We start from the raw sequence: 15933 nt of genomic DNA on the forward strand, positions 1-15933 counted from the left end.
TTACACCCTTTCGATGTCGTGACGACCGAACAGCCCGTGCGGACGGATCATGACGGTAAGAATGAGCACGGCAGCGACGATAAGCTCACGGCTTCCGCCTCCGACAAGCGGATCGAGGAAATCAGCGCCAACGTTTTCGACGACGCCCAGGATGATGCCTGCGATCACGGCGCCAAGGATACTGTCGAGACCACCGAGAACGGCAACCGTCAGACCTTTGAGAAGCAACAGCGACAGCGCCTGATCGACACCCTGAATCTCGCCCCAGATAACGCCAGCGGCGACGGCAACAACGGATGCCAATGCCCAGGACAACCCAACGCCGCGCTCAACCGCGATACCGACCGACCACGAAGCCATGTAATCATCCGCGATCGCCCGCAACTTGATCCCGGTCCGGGTTCGGAAGAACAGCATGAATGCGACAAACAAGGCGAGCGCAACACCGGCACCAACCAGATGGATGCGGCTGATGAAGATGTCGCCCAGGAACAGCGGATCATAGCTGACGCCCAGTTCCATCGAACGCGACGTCCCGCCCCAGATCGCAAGCGTTGTACCCCGCAGGAAAATGTCGAGGCCGAGTGTCAGCATCAAGATCATGACAACCGGCCGACCTGCGAGACGGCGCAGGGCAACACGCTCAATGCCGAACCCAAGGCCTAACATTACAACCGCAGCCAGAGGGATGGCCAGCCACAAGGGTAAACCCACGTCGCGTGCCAGCGCCAGGACCACATAGGCCCCGACCATGGTCAACCCGCCCTGCGCCAGATTGGGCACCGAAGATGCCTTGTAAATCAGCACGAGGCCGATGGCGAATAGCGAGTACAGCAGACCCGTCAAGGCTCCGTTGATCGCAAGCTCTGATAGAAAGACCCAGTCCATTTATACCTCCCTGATGGGAAGGCTTCTTTCGACCTTCCCTACTTCCCCGGTCTCGTAAGTCACCTGCGCGCTTACATGGACCTCTTTTGAACCGTCGTAGAGCGCCGCGATCACGTCAGCATAGCGTTCCTGAACGACCTTCCTCCGCAGTTTTCGGGTTCGCGTGATTTCACCATCGTCCGGGTCGAATTCTTTCGGCAGACTGACAAAGCGTTGCAGGCGCAATGGTTCGGTGACGGCCTTGTTGACCCGTTGGAAGGCCTCGCGAAGCAACGTCGCGACCTCTTCACGCTGAGAAAGATCGGCATATGACACGTAAGGTACGCCGTTCACTTCGGCCCAGTGCCCCACGGCCTCGAAATCCACGCAGACCATCGCCGTCAGTTCCTTCAGCCCGGCGCCAATCACGGCCGCATCCTTGATATACGGGCTGAATTTCAACCGGTTCTCGATGTAGTTTGGAACGTAACGTTCACCGTCGGCGGTGTGCATGACCTCGGATACACGCCCCAGAACAACCAGGTGTCCGTCGTCCTCCAGATAGCCGGCATCACCTGTATGCAGCCACCCGCCGTCAAGGGCTTCGGCGGTCGCTTCGGGTTTGTTGAAGTACCCTTTAAACACGCTGTCCGAGCGCACCAGGATCTCACCGTCTTCGGCAATGCTGACCTCGACGCCAGGCGCGGGTTTGCCAACCGTATGAAGACGGACCTCGCCCGGAGCCTGAATCGCGTTGATCGCGCTGTTCTCGGTCTGGCCGTAGAGCTGACGCAACTTGATCCCCAGGGCGCGGTAGAACACAAAGGTGTCTTCCCCGATCGCTTCACCGCCGGTGAACGCATTCTTGAGGCGGCTCATCCCGAACTGGTCCTTGATCGGACCGAAAACAATCGCCTCGCCCAGAAGCCGGCCCAATGGCTCAAGAACACCGCCGCTTTTGCCATTCAGCTTGCGCGTTTCCGCCGCGATGGCCCGATCCATGAAAAAATGGTACAGCCACTTCTTTAAAGGGGTCGAATTTTCGATACCAACCTGGATTGTCGTCAGCATCTGGTCCCAGCTTCTTGGCGCCGCCAGATAGAATGTCGGAGCGATCTCGCGCATGTCGCGCACGACCGTTTCCTGGCGCTCAGGCACATTCACGGTGAAACGCCAAAGGAGTGCCGCGGCAACGGTTATGGCGTAGTCTCCCACCCAGGCCATCGGCAAGTACGCGAGGATCTCCTCATTTTCGTCGAAGGCACCCGCCGCATGTCCATTCCGAGCAGCAGCAAGAACGTTCTTCTGACTCAGTACGATGCCCTTCGGCGCGCCCGTCGTTCCGGAGGAGTGCAGAAAAATGGCCGGATCTTCCGGCTTCGCACGACTAAGCAGTTCCTCACGCAGGCCCGGGGTTTCGTTCAGATCGTGCTGACCAACTTCGATCAGGTGATCCCAGGACAACAGTCCTTCAACCTCGTAGAAGCCAAGACCGCGCGCTTCATCATAAATGATGTGGTCGATGCCCTCGGCGCCCGCGTCCTTCAGTTCCAGGATCTTGTCAACCTGTTCCTGATCTTCGGCGATGGCCGCGACGATTTCGACTTCGCCAAGAAAGTGCCGGAGTTCTTCGAGCGTCGCGCCGGGATAGGCAGGCATTGCATAGGCACCCAGCAACGAAATAGCCAGCATTCCGCCATACAGCCGCGCCCGGTTGTCGCCCAGGATAAGCACCGCCTTGCCCGGTGTTACGCCGATTTTCTCAAGCCCGGCCGCGCAGGCCAGCACCTCTTCGGCGTATTCCGCCCATGTGGTTTCCTTCCAGATCCCACGCTCTTTTTCGCGAAGCGCGATTTCCGAACCGTGTTTCGAGGCGTTCCGCGCCAGAATTGCGCCGATCGTGTCGCCGCCCGAAGACTGTTTCTTCGTCAAATCAGTCATGCGACCCTCCGATATATGCCTCGATGACCCGCGGGTCCTTCACAACCTCCTTGGGGATGCCACTGGCGATCATTTCACCATAATTCAGGGCCAGCATCCGATCACAAATGCCGGTGATGACATCCATATGGTGTTCGATCAGCAGAACGCTGACGCCGCGTTCGGCACGGGCATCCAGAATGAAACGGGACATATACCCTTTCTCTTCCTGGTTCATGCCGGCCATCGGTTCATCGAGAATCAGCATCTGTGGCTCGGCCACCAATGCCCGCGCCAGCTCGACCCGTTTTTTCAACCCGATCGGAAGGCCATCGACCAACTCATGCCGGATGCTCTCGAGTTGTAGAAACTCGATCACCTCTTCGACGATCTTGCGGTTTTCGATTTCTTCACGCTGTGCTGCCCACCAGTAAAGCGCGGTGCGCAGAACGCCCGGTTTCATGTGGATGTGCCGCCCCAGCAGGATGTTGTCCAGAACGCTCATCCCGTTGAACAAGGCAAGATTCTGGAACGTCCGGGCGACGCCGAGCTTGGCAACCTTGTGAGGTGCCGTACCCGTGATTTCCTTTCCTGCCAACCGGACAGTCCCCACATTCGGTGGGTAGAACCCGGTAATTGCGTTCGTCAGTGTTGTCTTGCCGCTGCCGTTCGGGCCGACAAGTCCAAAGATTTCCCCCTGCCGAATGACGAGGTCCACACCGGTGACAGCGACGATGCCGCCGAACCGTCGCTCGACCCCGCTGCACTCCAGTATCGCCCCATCATCGGCTCCGATTGCTGTTTTAATCTTAGTCGTCATCTAGATATCATTGTCCCCCTAAGGTTCACGGCCAACATCAGGTAATCCGGAAGTAGTCCGGCCGCCCCGTTGGCCATGGATCCCCCCACAATTGCTGCCCACCGTCGATGTTCAGAACTTCTCCGGTTACGAATTTCCCTGAATTCGCCGCCATATAGACAACCCCTTCAGCGACATCCCATTCGTCCCCGGCGTGCCGCATCGGGTTGGAGTCCTGAAAGGTCGCAGAACCCTCCGGAGGGTAGTTCCCGAAACCGTTGCTTTCGCAGCAACCCGGCGCCACGCAGTTCACTCGGATACCGTGCGGGGCCCACTCCACCGCAACCGACTTGGACAGGTAAACTACCCCTGCCCGGGCCGCACAGGTATGCGCGATGCCGGGCATGCCGCGCCAGATATCGGCCACGATGTTGACGATGGAGCCCGATTGCTTGTTGGCAACCCAGTGGCGCGCCGTGGATTGCATCATCCACCACGTGCCGTTCAGGTTGGTGTCTATGACCGCATTCCAGCCCTTTGGACTAAACTCCAACGCTGCTTGCGGAAACTGACCCCCAGCATTGTTCACCAATACGTCAATCGCCCCGAACTCCTGGTTCGTCTTGGCGACAAAATCCTCGACCTGCTCAGGCTCCCGGATGGTCATAGGCACAGCGAAAACTTCGCCCCCGAAACTTTCAAGGAACTCCTTGGCCAAAGCCAGTTTCTCTTCGTTGCGTCCATTGATCGCCAGATTGGCCCCGAGCCTTGCGAACAAGGTCGCAATTGCCAGCCCCAATCCGCCTCCGGCCCCGGTCACCACAACGACTTTGCCGGTGAATAAACCGCTTGCGTAAACGGTTGCACGTTTTGATAGGTCCTCCCTCGAAGACCCAAACTGCGTCTTATTCATGACGCCTCCTCCCATTCCCATTAGGGGCAGCTGCCAGTAATCTAACGGGTGTTAGAAAATTGGTCAAGACAACTTTTCCCACCAGCCCCGCCCGTTATCTCCGATCAGTAAGACTTTGGAAGTCCAAGGGCTTTTTCTGCTATGAACGACAGAAGCATCTGCGGTGTCACCGGTACGATGCGGAACAGCAGAGCTTCACGTACCAGTCGCTCCACGTGATATTCCTTAGCATATCCGAATCCGCCAAACGTAATTTGCGCGGCTTCGGTCGCCTCGACCGCGGCGTCGGCGGCCAAAAGCTTGGCGGCGTTCGCCTCGACGCCGCAGGGTTCTCCCGCATCGTAGAGGGCTGCAGCGTGCATCACCATGAGATTGGCAGATTCCACTCGCGCCCAGGCTTTGGCGAGTGGATGCTGAACACCCTGATTTTGGCCGATCGGGCGGTCAAAAATCACACGTTCGTTTGCATAATGCGCCGCTCGCGCCAGTGCGTTGCGCGCAATACCGATGCATTCACCGGCCACCAGGATGCGTTCGGGATTCAACCCGTGCAAAATTTGCCTAAAGCCTTTGCCCTCCTCCCCGATCAGGTCCTCAGCCGGAATCGGCAATCCATCGATGAAGACTTCGTTCGAATCGACAGCCTTTCGACCCATCTTTTCGATCTCTCGCACGTCAACGAAATTTCGGTCGAGATCTGTATAGAACAGGCTCAGCCCTTCGGTCGGGCTGCTCACATCCTCTAGCCGCGTTGTTCTGGCCAGAAGCAACATCTTGTCCGCCACCTGCGCGGTAGAAATCCAGACTTTTTGTCCGTGCACGACATATCTGTCCCCCTGCCGCACCGCCATGGTCTTCAGCTTTGTGGTGTCTAACCCGGTCGTCGGTTCGGTTACGGCGAAACAGGCCTTTTCATCGCCTGCTATTAGAGGGCCAAGCATACGCGCGCGCTGCTCATCGGTCCCAAACTTCACCACCGGGTTGAGCCCGAAAATGTTCATGTGGATGGCCGAGGCTCCGCTTGCGCCGGCCCCCGACTCGGCAATTGCCTGCATCATTATGGTCGCCTCGGTGATCCCCAGACCCGCGCCGCCGACAGCTTCTGGCATGGCGATACCTAGCCAGCCGCCATCGGCCATTGCCCTGTGCAGATCATGGGGAAAACCACCGTTGCGATCCCGATCCAGCCAATAGTCGTCGTCGAACCCTGCGCAAATCCGCAGAATCTGGTCGCGAATCTCTTGTTGGTCGGCGGTCAATCGAAATGTCATAGCGCGCGCCCTCCCTCCAATCTTACGAGCCCAGCCTCACATAGGGCAGCGATCCGCTCATCGTTAAAACCAAGATCACGCAGAATGCTTTGGCTGTCTGCGCTAGGCGGTCGTCCCAGCCAACGAAGCTGACCGGGCGTCGCGCTGAGATGAGGGACCGGACCAATGACCTGGGTCTGTTCGCCGTCGACCGACACGATGTCCCCACGATGGCGTATCTGCTCGTTCGTCATGATCTCTTCGACGCTCAACACACGCGAGGCAACCGCATCATGGCGGGCGAATACCGCTTCCACTTCCTTAGCCGTGTGCTGCGTGACGAAATCATTGATCGCGTCAAAGACCACCGTCATGTGCCGCGACATCTCGCCCAATGTCGCGAACCGCGGGTCATCGGCGAGGGCATCGCCTCCGACCGCCCGCAACAGGCGCTGCGCGGTTTCCGCGCTCCCTGCCGAAACGCTCAGCCACACCCCATCGGACGTTCGGAACATCCCCCCCGGAGCAAAGTCCATCGGCTGGCGCAGCCCATTGCGTCGCGGCGAGAGGTTCGCGCCAGTCAATGCGGGAACAGGATAATCCATCAACCGAAGCAGGGCCTCGAATACTGCAATATCGACGACCTGACCGCGTGCTATCCCCTTTTCGCGAGCAAATAGCGCGATCATGATTCCCAAAGCGCCCATTAGCCCTGTCGTGCTGTCAGCCGCCGGAAAGCCGGGGTGCATCGGCGGCCCGTCGGGAAAACCGGTCAGATGCGCTAATCCACTCATGGCCTCCGCAGCACGCCCAAACGCTGGCAGGTCGCGCATCGGACCGTCCTGTCCGTAACCTGAAACCCGCAAGACAACCAAGTCCGGGTTCCAATCGTGCAAGACGTCTGGCCCAACACCGGCACGTTCCAGCACACCCGGTCGGAAATTCTCGATCAGCACGTCGGCATCTTCGACCAACTTTCGCAGGATGTCCCGGCCCTCGTCGGACTTCCAGTCCAGACCTAGTGTTTTCTTGTTACGGCCCAAAGTCTTCCACCAGACGCCCACCCCATCCTCTGCCTTGGGTCCAAGGTCGCGCATCATATCCGTCCGGTTGGGGGCTTCGATCTTGATGACATCTGCACCAAAATCCGAGAGTAAAGCTGCCGCAAGTGGTCCGGCAATTACGTGACCAAGTTCTATAATCTTCAGTTGATCAAGGGGTCCAGACATCTGCACTTTCGACTTTGCTAATTTTCTAATGGTTGTTCGATTCCTAGCAAAGGCGAAGTCGGATCTCAAGATTCAAAGGTAATCACCTCCCCGAAAACGTAACCGCCCGGTTGTTACCATGGATCAGTTCATTGGCGTCCAGTTCCATGGAAGCGGTTCGTTGAGCGGGTTGGTCATGTGATTGTGGATGCGGTCGAGGATTTCGGCCAGCCAGGCTTGCCGATCGAGGCCGTTCATCTTGGCTGTCTCGACAAGAGACATCGCCCGGGACAGCGTTTCGCCACCGCTGTCGGAGCCTGCAAAAAGCCAGTTTTTTCGCCCGATGCTGATCGGGCGCATGACGCGCTCGGCGGTGTTGTCGTCGATGCCGACGCGGCCATCTCCAAGGAAGAGCTCGAATGACGGCCAGCAGCTGAGACCATAGCGGAAGGCCTTCGCGAGATCGCCCTTGCCGGGAATGCGTAGCAGTTGGGCCTCGGTCCATGCCTTGAAGGCCTAGACCATGGAGCGGGAGTGCGCCTGGCCTGCTGCCAGCCGCAGTTCCGCTGTATTTCGTGCCCTCACGAATTATGGCCAGCCGTGCGTTCTTTCAGGCCTGCGGGACGAAGCGCTCGTCTTTGGCGGCACCGAAGTGGCTCCGACATTCGGCGGTTTTCTCGAAGGCGCGCTTGAGGCGGCGGAATATGCCTACACCGTCCTTAAGATGGGTCGAGGGCGCTCAGAGAAGCGCTTATAACTGCATCTGCGTTCAGGCTGTCGCTGGGGAACCTGAAGTAGCGTTTTCTTTTTTGGGCGGCTTGATCCGGAAGAACAGTGCATAAAATACCGGAACCGCGACCAGCGTCAGGATCGAGGCGAACGCGAGGCCACCCATGATCGTCGCGGCCATCGATGCGAAGAAGGCGTCTGGTAAGAGCGGAATCATACCGAAAATCGTTGTGCCCGCAGCCAGCACGACGGGCCTCAAACGGCTGACCGAGCCATCGATCACCGCCTGATAGTCCTCGACACCTTCGGCGCGTTGCTGATCGATTTCTTCCACCAGCACAATGGCATTCTTCATCAGCATCCCGGAAAGGGACAAGAAGCCGAGAAGCGCCGTGAACGTGAACGGTAGCCCAGTGAACAGCAGACCGAGAACCATCTGTGAACCGGCATGCAAAATTGACCCTGTAGAGGGGTGATCGGCGTCCAAAAATGACCCCCTTACAATGATGTGGATGATGCCCCCGAGGTCATCGGGGAGCGCAGTGTGGGATGTTGGTCGTGGAGACGATAGCGAAGATCCGGCGGGCGTATTTTCAGGACAAGAAGTCGATCAAGCAGATCTGCCGTGAGCTGCGGGTATCTCGGAACACGGTGCGCAAGGTGATCCGGTCGGGTGCGACGGAGCTCACCTATGAGCGAACCATTCAGCCGCAGCCGAAGATCGGGCCCTGGAAAGACATGCTGGACGAGATGCTGGCGGTGAATGCGCGGAAGCCCAAGCGCGAGCGACTGACCCGCATTCGGATCTTGGAAGAACTTCGGGCCCGAGGTTATGATGGCGGCTATGATGCCGTCCGGCGATACGCGGCCTCCTGGTCCAAGGAGGAAGAGGTGGCATCTGCCGCGGCCTATGTGCCGCTAAGCTTCGATCCGGGGGAAGCCTACCAGTTTGACTGGAGCCACGAGATCGTGGTGATCGACGGCGTGACAATCACCGTGAAGGTCGCCCACGCTCGCCTCTGCCACAGCCGGATTCTGTTCGTGCGGGCCTACCCGCGCGAGACGCAGGAGATGGTGTTTGACGCGCACGACAAGGCCTTTGCCTTCTTCGGTGGAGCCTGCGCGCGGGGCATCTACGACAACATGAAGACGGCGGTGGATACGATCTTCGTCGGCCGAGACCGCGCCTACAATCGCCGGTTCCAGCAGATGTGCGGGCACTATCTGGTCGATCCGGTGGCATGCACCCCGGCCTCGGGCTGGGAGAAGGGCCAGGTCGAGAACCAGGTCGGTGTGGTGCGGCGACGGTTCTTCGTGCCCCGGCCGCGGTTCAAGAGCCACGCCGAGCTCAACGCCTGGCTCGAGGATCGCTGCGTTGCCTGGGCCAAAGCCAATCCGCACCAGGAGCTTCGGGATCGAACGATCTGGGATGTGTTCCAGGACGAGCGCGCGAGTCTCGTGCCCTACGTGGGTCCGTTCGACGGCTTCCATGCCGTGCCGGCGTCGGTCTCGAAGACCTGCCTCGTCCGGTTCGACAAGAACCGCTACTCCGTCGATGGCCGGGCGGTTGGTCGTCCTGTCGAGATCCGCGCCTATGCCGAGCGGGTCGAGCTCTGGCAGGACGGCAAGATCGTGGGGCAGCACGCCCGAGCCTTTGGGCGCGACAAGGCCATCTACGACCCGCTGCACTACATTCCGGTTCTGGCTCGCAAGCCTGGGGCCCTCCGGAACGGTGCCCCCTTCAAGGACTGGGACCTGCCGGCGGCGATCAGGCGCGTGCAGCGCAAGCTTGGCAAGGTGCCGAACGGCGACCGGCAGATGGTCCAGATCCTCAGCATGATCCCGATCGATGGGCTGGATGCAGTGGACGCTGCCTGTGCCGAAGCCCTGAACGAAGGGGTTCCCGCGGCCTCAGTCGTCCTCAACATCCTGGCCCGGCATCGGGAGCCGCCACCGCCGCTGACCATCGATACACCGGAGGCGTTGCGACTGACCTGCGAGCCCGTGGCCGATTGCAAACGCTACGACAGCCTCAGGAGACCCAACCATGGAAAGATCACAGGTGCTGGACGCGATGAGCCAGCTGAAGCTCTACGGCATGAAGGCCGCCTACGATGAGATCATCACCACGGCGGTGAAGCGTCAGCACGAGCCGCAACAGATCGTCGGCGACCTGCTGAATGCCGAGATCGACCAGGTGACGTCCTGGCTGGCCACCGAAATCCTCGCGCTCAGCGAGTTTTTGACCTCGTACTGGGAAGAGATCGATGACGCGATGTTCGAGCACCTTTGGCAGACCGAGGTCGACGCTGTGCCGGAGTTCACCACCTCGAAGATCACGCTGATCTGCGGGCTTCTCCTGCCGATCTGGGACCGGCTACCTGCCGACAACATACGCATCTATCGCCTGCAAACCGAAGACGGGGAACGCGCCATCGGCCGTCTGGTCAGCCAGGAACAGCGCTCGAACGTCTACGCGCGCCTTGGGCTCGACTGCCAGATCGAGATGTCGCCGCAGGAGGAGCTCGCGGCCGTGATGGACGCCAGGACGACCCTGAACCTCCTCGGCGGTTACCAGCTGCGCAGGTCGCTCGTCATGGGGCAGCCGAGGTGTGAGCTGATCGGCGCGTCCGGTGCGGCCCTGCCCGCACTGAAAGCCATGGGCTGCTTCACCGAGGTTATCCAGTGGAAGACGCGGGTGTTCATCCCGGTGGACGGTACTGACGTGCTGGCGCGGGTGCTCGCCGAGCATCCAGTTGGCGCAAGCGTCGCAGATGCTGCCGCATGAACCCGCGGCGCAGCATCGCAGACCTCTCGGCCGATCTTGCAGACCAGGCCGAGAGTTTCTGCCGCCAGTATTTCCCCGAGGGACGCAAGCAGGGCAATTATTGGCAGGTCGGTGACACATCGGGAGCAAAGGGACAGAGTCTCGCGATCCGACTGCAGGCGGAAAGCGGGCGCAAGGCCGGGTCCTGGCAAGATTTCGCGACGGGTGAATTTGGCGACTTGATCGACCTGCTGCAAGAACGGCTTGGTTCGGTGACACTCAAGGAAACGCTAAGGGAGGCCCGGTCCTTTCTCGGCGAGGCCCCCTGCCCTGCCGTAACTCGTGAAACCCAAAGGGCTGAGCGCCACGATACTGCCTCCAGCAAACGCATTGCGCGGGCGCGCAAGCTCTTTGCGGCTGGCAAGCCAGTTCTTGGCACCTTGGCCGCCACCTATCTGCAAGGGTGCGGCATCACGCGCCTCGGTCCCGCGCTCCGCTATCATCCGCGGGTCTTCCTACGTCAGGGCGAGGACGATCCTGATCTGGCAACAAGGTCCCCTGCCCCAGCCAGATGAGGTCGAACTCGCCATGGCGACCCTCTTTGATACCACCATCGGCCTCCTCACCGGCAGCCAGTTGGAAGACAATCTCGAAGAGATGCTCTGGTCCCTGACCTCGATTTTCCATCGCCGGCTGACCCATATCCAGAAGCTTCTCGAGGACAACGAATTCGAGGTCCGGGAAAGCCTAGCCATCCAGGACGGCTCCGAGGTCGCCTCGGTCGAGCTCGAGCGCCTCCAGATGATCGGCCTCAAGCTCTGGGACCATCGCGACGCTTTCGAGCAGATGCGCGATCTGGCCGTGGACCACTTCTCGGCCGCCACCGGCTCGCCCTGGCTGCCCCGCACCGGGTCCAAGGTCTCGCATCGCGGCCTGACCTCCGCCGTGGTGGACAGCCGGGCCTATCTCTCGGCCAAGCGCCGCAAAGAGACCGAGGTGCATTGCCCCGAAGGCACGCGGATCGCTTTCTCGGGCGGGGACTATCAAGCCTACGATCTGATCTGGTCCGTCCTCGACGCCACCCACGCCAAATACCCCGACATGGTGCTCCTGCACGGCGGCACACCCAAGGGCGCCGAGATGATCGCCGCTCGGTGGGCAGATACCCGCGGTGTCACCCAGGTGGTCTTCAAGCCCGACTGGAAAAGCCACGGCAAGGCCGCCCCTTTCAAGCGCAACGACAAGATGCTCGAGACCATGCCGCAGGGTCTGATCGCCACCCCCGGTTCGGGCATCACCGAGAACATCGTCGACAAAGCCCGCAAGCTCGGGATCCGTATCAAGAGGATCGGGGCCTGAGGCCCCGTTTATCCCATGACATCAGTCGGAGCGCCTTGTGCGGTTCGCTCTATGAGTTCGCAGAGGTGCGCAGTTCTGCGGGATTTGGTCTGTCAGACTGCTGAGAGTGCGGATGAGATTTCTAGCTGGTCGCCGTAGCGGGCCTTCCTGATGCCTCGTGACGCTCGCGTCGTCCGGCCGTCAGTGGGATATTCGCCGAGAGGCAACCCATGTCGGCCAGGAAACTGACCAATCCGACGCTCGTCTTGAACTTGCGAAATTTGAAGACGCTGCGGCTTGTCACAAGCATCTTCGCATCCTGACCATCCTTCGTCACCATGTGCACGACCCAGGAGCCATACCAGCTGTTATGGCGTTTCTCGGCGGTCTGGTTGCAGATCACCTCGATGAGATAGCCATCTGAGAGCAGATCGCGCAGGCCATCCTCGATGACCACGTTCGGTGTTGCGCCGTCCAACTGCTTATCTTCTTCACTTATGCCGACACGTATCGGGATTGGAGCGGGCCGGAGCTTCTACCTGATCTTCCGAGTCGCATGCGTCGTTGCTCAGTTTCGCGATGCCGTACGGGACATCCTCGAAATTCGCAACGCGGCCAGGATTGAAGCCGTCGGGAAGAGATGCGCATGTCCTCGCCCTGGCATTTCAACTTCTCCAGCCTGTCAGATCACTTTCTGCTTGAGGTCCCTGGTTGTTCGACCGAGGAACTGAACGCGGGCCGGTGTTGCGTTGCGACGGATCGTAGTCTGTATCGAACGATCAGCCATGTCTGGCGAGGCCCCTTCGGCGTTCTTGGCGTTGGCTGTTGTCTGATCTCCCTTCGTGGCCCCCCGCACTTCTCCCGATGTCTGAGTTGCATGACATGCTGGTCGCAGCTGTCGTCCCGCCCACAAGGGTTGTCGCCGATCTTTTTCCCCTGTCCCTGCGGGCCATTCCGCGCGCACCAAAAAAACCTGCGCCTGCCCCTCTCCGCTGCGCTTCGCCTTCGGTGTGGCCAGGCCTTGGCCAGCTGCAAGGTGACCATCATTGCAACGCAAACAAGGAGAAGAGCAATGACCACGAACTGCATCAAATTCACCAGCGCCGACATCGAAACCGCCAAGGGCACAGGCTCCATCTCGACCCTGACCTTCGACCTCGACATCACGGTCGAACCCGTCGCGAGTACGAACCCGATGGCCCCCACGCACCGCGTCCTCGGCCGCTCCCCGCGCGGCAAGCTGGTCGAGTGCGGCGGCATCTGGAAGAAGCAGAACAAGGAGACCGGCGCCGACTACTACACGCTGACCATCCGTGACCACGGCTTCAACGCCAACCTCGGCAAGGCCGCGAACCAGGACGATCTGTCCCTGCAGGCCGTCATCCCCTGGGGCCCGAAAGACGCCGCCTGAGCCAAGGGCCAGACCGCTTCGGCGGTCTGGCTGCACCAGGCTCCGAGGTTTTTGCACGCGTGCAAAATCACCTCGGCGGTTCAGGTTGCTGTCCGTATTTTCAATCGGTGTAGCCCATATTGTGCGCCGGAAATCCTGTAGGCGTACAATATCTGTACATTTCCTCAAAAACCGTGCTATTTACAACTCGGAGCGATTCCGTGAGAGAGTCGAAATGAGAGCGGTGTAATGGGCGGCAGTATAGAACAGTTCCTTCAAGAGCTCGAGCGGGGCCTTGGCCGGACCATGGTCTCGGTCAACAAGGAGTTGACGATGCGCGAGCGCATCAAGCGCTCTTGGTCGATGCGCCAATGTGCTCGCTTCCTGAACATTAGCCATCAGCATCTGACGAAGTTCGCTAAGGACAATGAGGATTTTCCTGCCGGCAAGCATGTAGGGCGCGAGCGTGTTTTCACCCTGACGGAGCTGATGCACATCCGGGCTTTGATGGCTGCCTCAGCAAAGCGGCCTGAGCATTTTCTTGCTTGGCGCAAACCCGACGATCCTTTGCCCGTTATTTCGTTTGCAAGTCAGAAAGGTGGAACGGCGAAGTCGCTTAGTGCTGCGCACTTCGCTCAGTACCTGAGTCTGCACTACGGCATGCGAGTCGGCGTCATGGACGCTGACCCCCAGAGCACGATCACGCTCTATTTTGTCGGCGGCGAAGAAATGCCAACTTTGCCAGATGACGAAACTCCGACGATGGTTGACTTCGCGGGGCTGTTTCAGACCGACGAATCCATCCCCTACACTGACTATGATGCGGAGACGCTTGACGGGTTTTTCAAGAAAACGTCCTGGCCGGGCGTGCGGCTAGTACCTGCGCATGGCGAAACCTCAGAAGGTGAAATTCAGATCGCGAGGTTGTTGCGAGCGGGCACCCCGGAAAAGCGGTTCTACAGGTTCCTAAGAGACTCCATAGATCGTTGGAAAGAGGGGAATCCACCGGTCACCCGTCCGAATGAACTGGTGAGCAACGGTAGGGTCGACCAAACGAAGCTTGAAAGTGCCCTCAACGAGACCTTGGACTGCATCATTATCGACTATCAGCCTGCGCTGACACTGTTCCAGCTGAACAATGTGATGGCGTCTACTTCGTTGATTATCCCGCAGACGATGAAGGGGTTCGACATTGCGACCTTGTCCACCTTTGTGACTGGTCTCCTCACTATGCTGCGCCACATTTTCGCGACGGATCGGATCGATATGGGCGGTGCGGCACATATGCTGTTGCCCACGATCGTGCAGAGAACAAATGAGCAAGATCTCACACAGGTCGGCAACCTGCTCGAAAACTGTCCAGATGAGGTGCTGCCGGTATTCTATCTTCGCTCTGATGCTATTTCGAACGCGTCGGACGTTTATCAATCCGTCTACGAGTACGACCCAGATACGCCAGGCAAGCGAAAAGGCATCAACAGGTTCATCGAGAATGCTGACGCTGTGAATGACGCCATCGTCTCACGCCTCTGGCCTGGTCTTGAGCGTGGCTATGCCGAGGATTGGATGCAGAACTTCTACAATTTCGAGGAGGAAGCCGAATGAAGCGAACACTGAGCAGCTCGGTCCTCAAGAAAAAGCCCACGCGCCCAGATGAGGATGTGTCTGCGGCTCCTGGATCTGGTGCAAGCGATCAGATTCACGAAGACGAAGCGAAACTGGTTGGTGGGGTTAAGCCAAGACTGGGCGGCTCTGGCAGTGCTTGGAAGGCCGGAGCGCTTTCAGACGCCAGCCAGATGCTTCACGTTGAGCGCGCACAGGTCGTGGAGCGCATTCTCGCGGGTCGACATGAGTTACAGATTGATCCGTCTCAGATCGTGGACGTGATTGGATCGGACCGGCGTGAAGATTGGCGCGACCAAGAGGCATTTGAGAAGCTCAAAGAGAGTATCGAGAAGAATGGTCAAGATACGCCCATTCATGTTCGGCCAGCGGATCCTGATTGGCGACCGGATGAACGTGAGCCCGAGAACGTAGAAGGCGTGACATTCCAGTTGATCGTGGGTCGGCGACGCCATGCGATCCTTGAAGCTTTGGGATTGCCTGTCCGCGCCATTCTGGTTCCACAATCCCTTCGGGGTTCCCGTGAAGAGCAGTTCGAGATGCTATTCATGCGCTTCCGGGAGAATGAGGAACGTGAAAACCTCAGCGCTTTCGAGCGCCTGGTTTCGATAGGCGAGATGTTTGAGCGGCTACAAGATGCCAAACCGAACGAGAAGATAACCGCAACCGAGTTCGCCAAGCGTGTGGGTGTCCATAACAGCGCGGTATCACGTGGTCGCGCTGTCTATGCCGCTAGAGCTGAGATTTTGCACGCGTGCAAAGATGTCTACGATCTCAGCCACCGTGACCTCGAAAAGGTTCTTGGTGACCTGACTGAGAAGCAGTCCAAGCCTGTAAAAAAGAAATCACAAAGCCCAAAGAAACTCACGGTACAGCGAAAGATCGGTTCGCGGAAATTGAGTGTCACAGGGCAGGGCGGGAAGCTCTCGGTCGCTGCCACGGGGTTAACATTGGACGAGGACATTCTCAGAGGTTTGAGTGATGTCATCGCTGAGTATTTGGAGAAACACGGATCGAAGTAAGAGGCAGGAGCCGCGGAGACGGTGGTCTTCGATCCAAACGAGGTAAGAAACAGGAGCGGATATGCTTTGAGATAAAGGCAAAAGAAAAGCCCCCAAGCTGAGGGCCT

At 59.1% G+C, this 15933-nt stretch carries 13 protein-coding genes and 3 pseudogenes; 7 read left to right on the top strand and 9 right to left on the bottom strand.

The window, feature by feature from the left end:
• The 8 genes and pseudogenes from PXK01_RS17925 to PXK01_RS17960 all read right to left on the bottom strand — a co-directional run.
• The gene (locus tag PXK01_RS17925; RefSeq protein ID WP_142494382.1) at positions 1-888 is read right to left on the bottom strand and encodes a branched-chain amino acid ABC transporter permease; all 888 of its coding nucleotides are present in this window, start codon (positions 886-888) and stop codon (positions 1-3) included.
• Complete coding sequence (locus PXK01_RS17930) at positions 889-2808, bottom strand: AMP-dependent synthetase/ligase (protein ID WP_204114532.1); 1920 nt, start codon at positions 2806-2808, stop codon at positions 889-891. It lies immediately after the preceding gene.
• Complete coding sequence (locus PXK01_RS17935; protein ID WP_036538081.1) at positions 2801-3607, bottom strand: ABC transporter ATP-binding protein; 807 nt, start codon at positions 3605-3607, stop codon at positions 2801-2803. Before PXK01_RS17935 ends, PXK01_RS17930 begins: the two co-directional genes overlap by 8 nt.
• A 37-nt stretch (positions 3608-3644) precedes the next feature.
• Complete coding sequence (locus PXK01_RS17940) at positions 3645-4499, bottom strand: SDR family oxidoreductase (protein WP_028284935.1); 855 nt, start codon at positions 4497-4499, stop codon at positions 3645-3647.
• A gap of 104 nt (positions 4500-4603) precedes the next feature.
• Entirely contained in the window at positions 4604-5770 is a 1167-nt protein-coding gene (locus tag PXK01_RS17945; protein ID WP_185959053.1) for an acyl-CoA dehydrogenase family protein, read from the bottom strand.
• Entirely contained in the window at positions 5767-6978 is a 1212-nt protein-coding gene (locus PXK01_RS17950) for a CaiB/BaiF CoA transferase family protein (protein WP_142494384.1), read from the bottom strand. The genes PXK01_RS17945 and PXK01_RS17950 overlap by 4 nt, the downstream gene beginning before the upstream one ends.
• 123 nt (positions 6979-7101) lie before the next feature.
• A pseudogene (locus PXK01_RS17955) lies at positions 7102-7524 on the bottom strand (IS66 family transposase); the annotation flags it as partial.
• A gap of 202 nt (positions 7525-7726) precedes the next feature.
• A pseudogene (locus tag PXK01_RS17960) lies at positions 7727-8122 on the bottom strand (efflux RND transporter permease subunit); the annotation flags it as partial.
• Between the two features lie 113 nt (positions 8123-8235).
• Between PXK01_RS17960 and istA the strand changes: the two are divergent.
• From istA to PXK01_RS17980, 4 genes and pseudogenes are all read left to right on the top strand, one after another.
• Positions 8236-9804: an IS21 family transposase gene (gene istA / locus PXK01_RS17965; RefSeq protein WP_274861146.1), complete on the top strand. Its 1569-nt coding sequence runs from the start codon at positions 8236-8238 to the stop codon at positions 9802-9804.
• Positions 9734-9883, top strand: a pseudogene (locus PXK01_RS17970) (ATPase); the annotation flags it as partial. The gene istA and the pseudogene PXK01_RS17970, both read left to right, overlap by 71 nt.
• 587 nt (positions 9884-10470) lie before the next feature.
• Complete coding sequence (locus PXK01_RS17975) at positions 10471-11028, top strand: DUF7146 domain-containing protein (protein ID WP_255552485.1); 558 nt, start codon at positions 10471-10473, stop codon at positions 11026-11028.
• 13 nt (positions 11029-11041) lie between these two features.
• Entirely contained in the window at positions 11042-11812 is a 771-nt protein-coding gene (locus PXK01_RS17980) for a DUF2493 domain-containing protein (RefSeq protein WP_255552486.1), read from the top strand.
• Positions 11813-11933: 121 nt separating this feature from the next.
• Here the strand turns inward: PXK01_RS17980 and PXK01_RS17985 are convergent, their stop codons facing one another.
• The gene (locus PXK01_RS17985) at positions 11934-12269 is read right to left on the bottom strand and encodes a hypothetical protein (protein ID WP_218394081.1); all 336 of its coding nucleotides are present in this window, start codon (positions 12267-12269) and stop codon (positions 11934-11936) included.
• 594 nt (positions 12270-12863) lie between these two features.
• Here PXK01_RS17985 and PXK01_RS17990 point away from each other — a divergent pair.
• The 3 genes from PXK01_RS17990 to PXK01_RS18000 all read left to right on the top strand — a co-directional run bounded on the left by PXK01_RS17990 (position 12864) and on the right by PXK01_RS18000 (position 15826).
• Positions 12864-13202 carry a DUF736 domain-containing protein gene (locus PXK01_RS17990; RefSeq protein ID WP_037207756.1) on the top strand — a complete coding sequence of 113 codons (339 nt, stop codon included), beginning with the start codon at positions 12864-12866 and terminating at the stop codon, positions 13200-13202.
• A gap of 228 nt (positions 13203-13430) precedes the next feature.
• Positions 13431-14786, top strand: a complete 1356-nt coding sequence (locus tag PXK01_RS17995; protein ID WP_218394082.1) for a ParA family protein — start codon at positions 13431-13433, stop codon at positions 14784-14786.
• Positions 14783-15826, top strand: a complete 1044-nt coding sequence (locus PXK01_RS18000; RefSeq protein WP_218394083.1) for a ParB N-terminal domain-containing protein — start codon at positions 14783-14785, stop codon at positions 15824-15826. The genes PXK01_RS17995 and PXK01_RS18000 overlap by 4 nt, the downstream gene beginning before the upstream one ends.
• The last annotated feature ends 107 nt before the right edge of the window (positions 15827-15933 follow it).

This window comes from Phaeobacter sp. PT47_59 (assembly GCF_028890025.1).
In the GTDB taxonomy this organism is placed as follows: domain Bacteria; phylum Pseudomonadota; class Alphaproteobacteria; order Rhodobacterales; family Rhodobacteraceae; genus Phycobacter.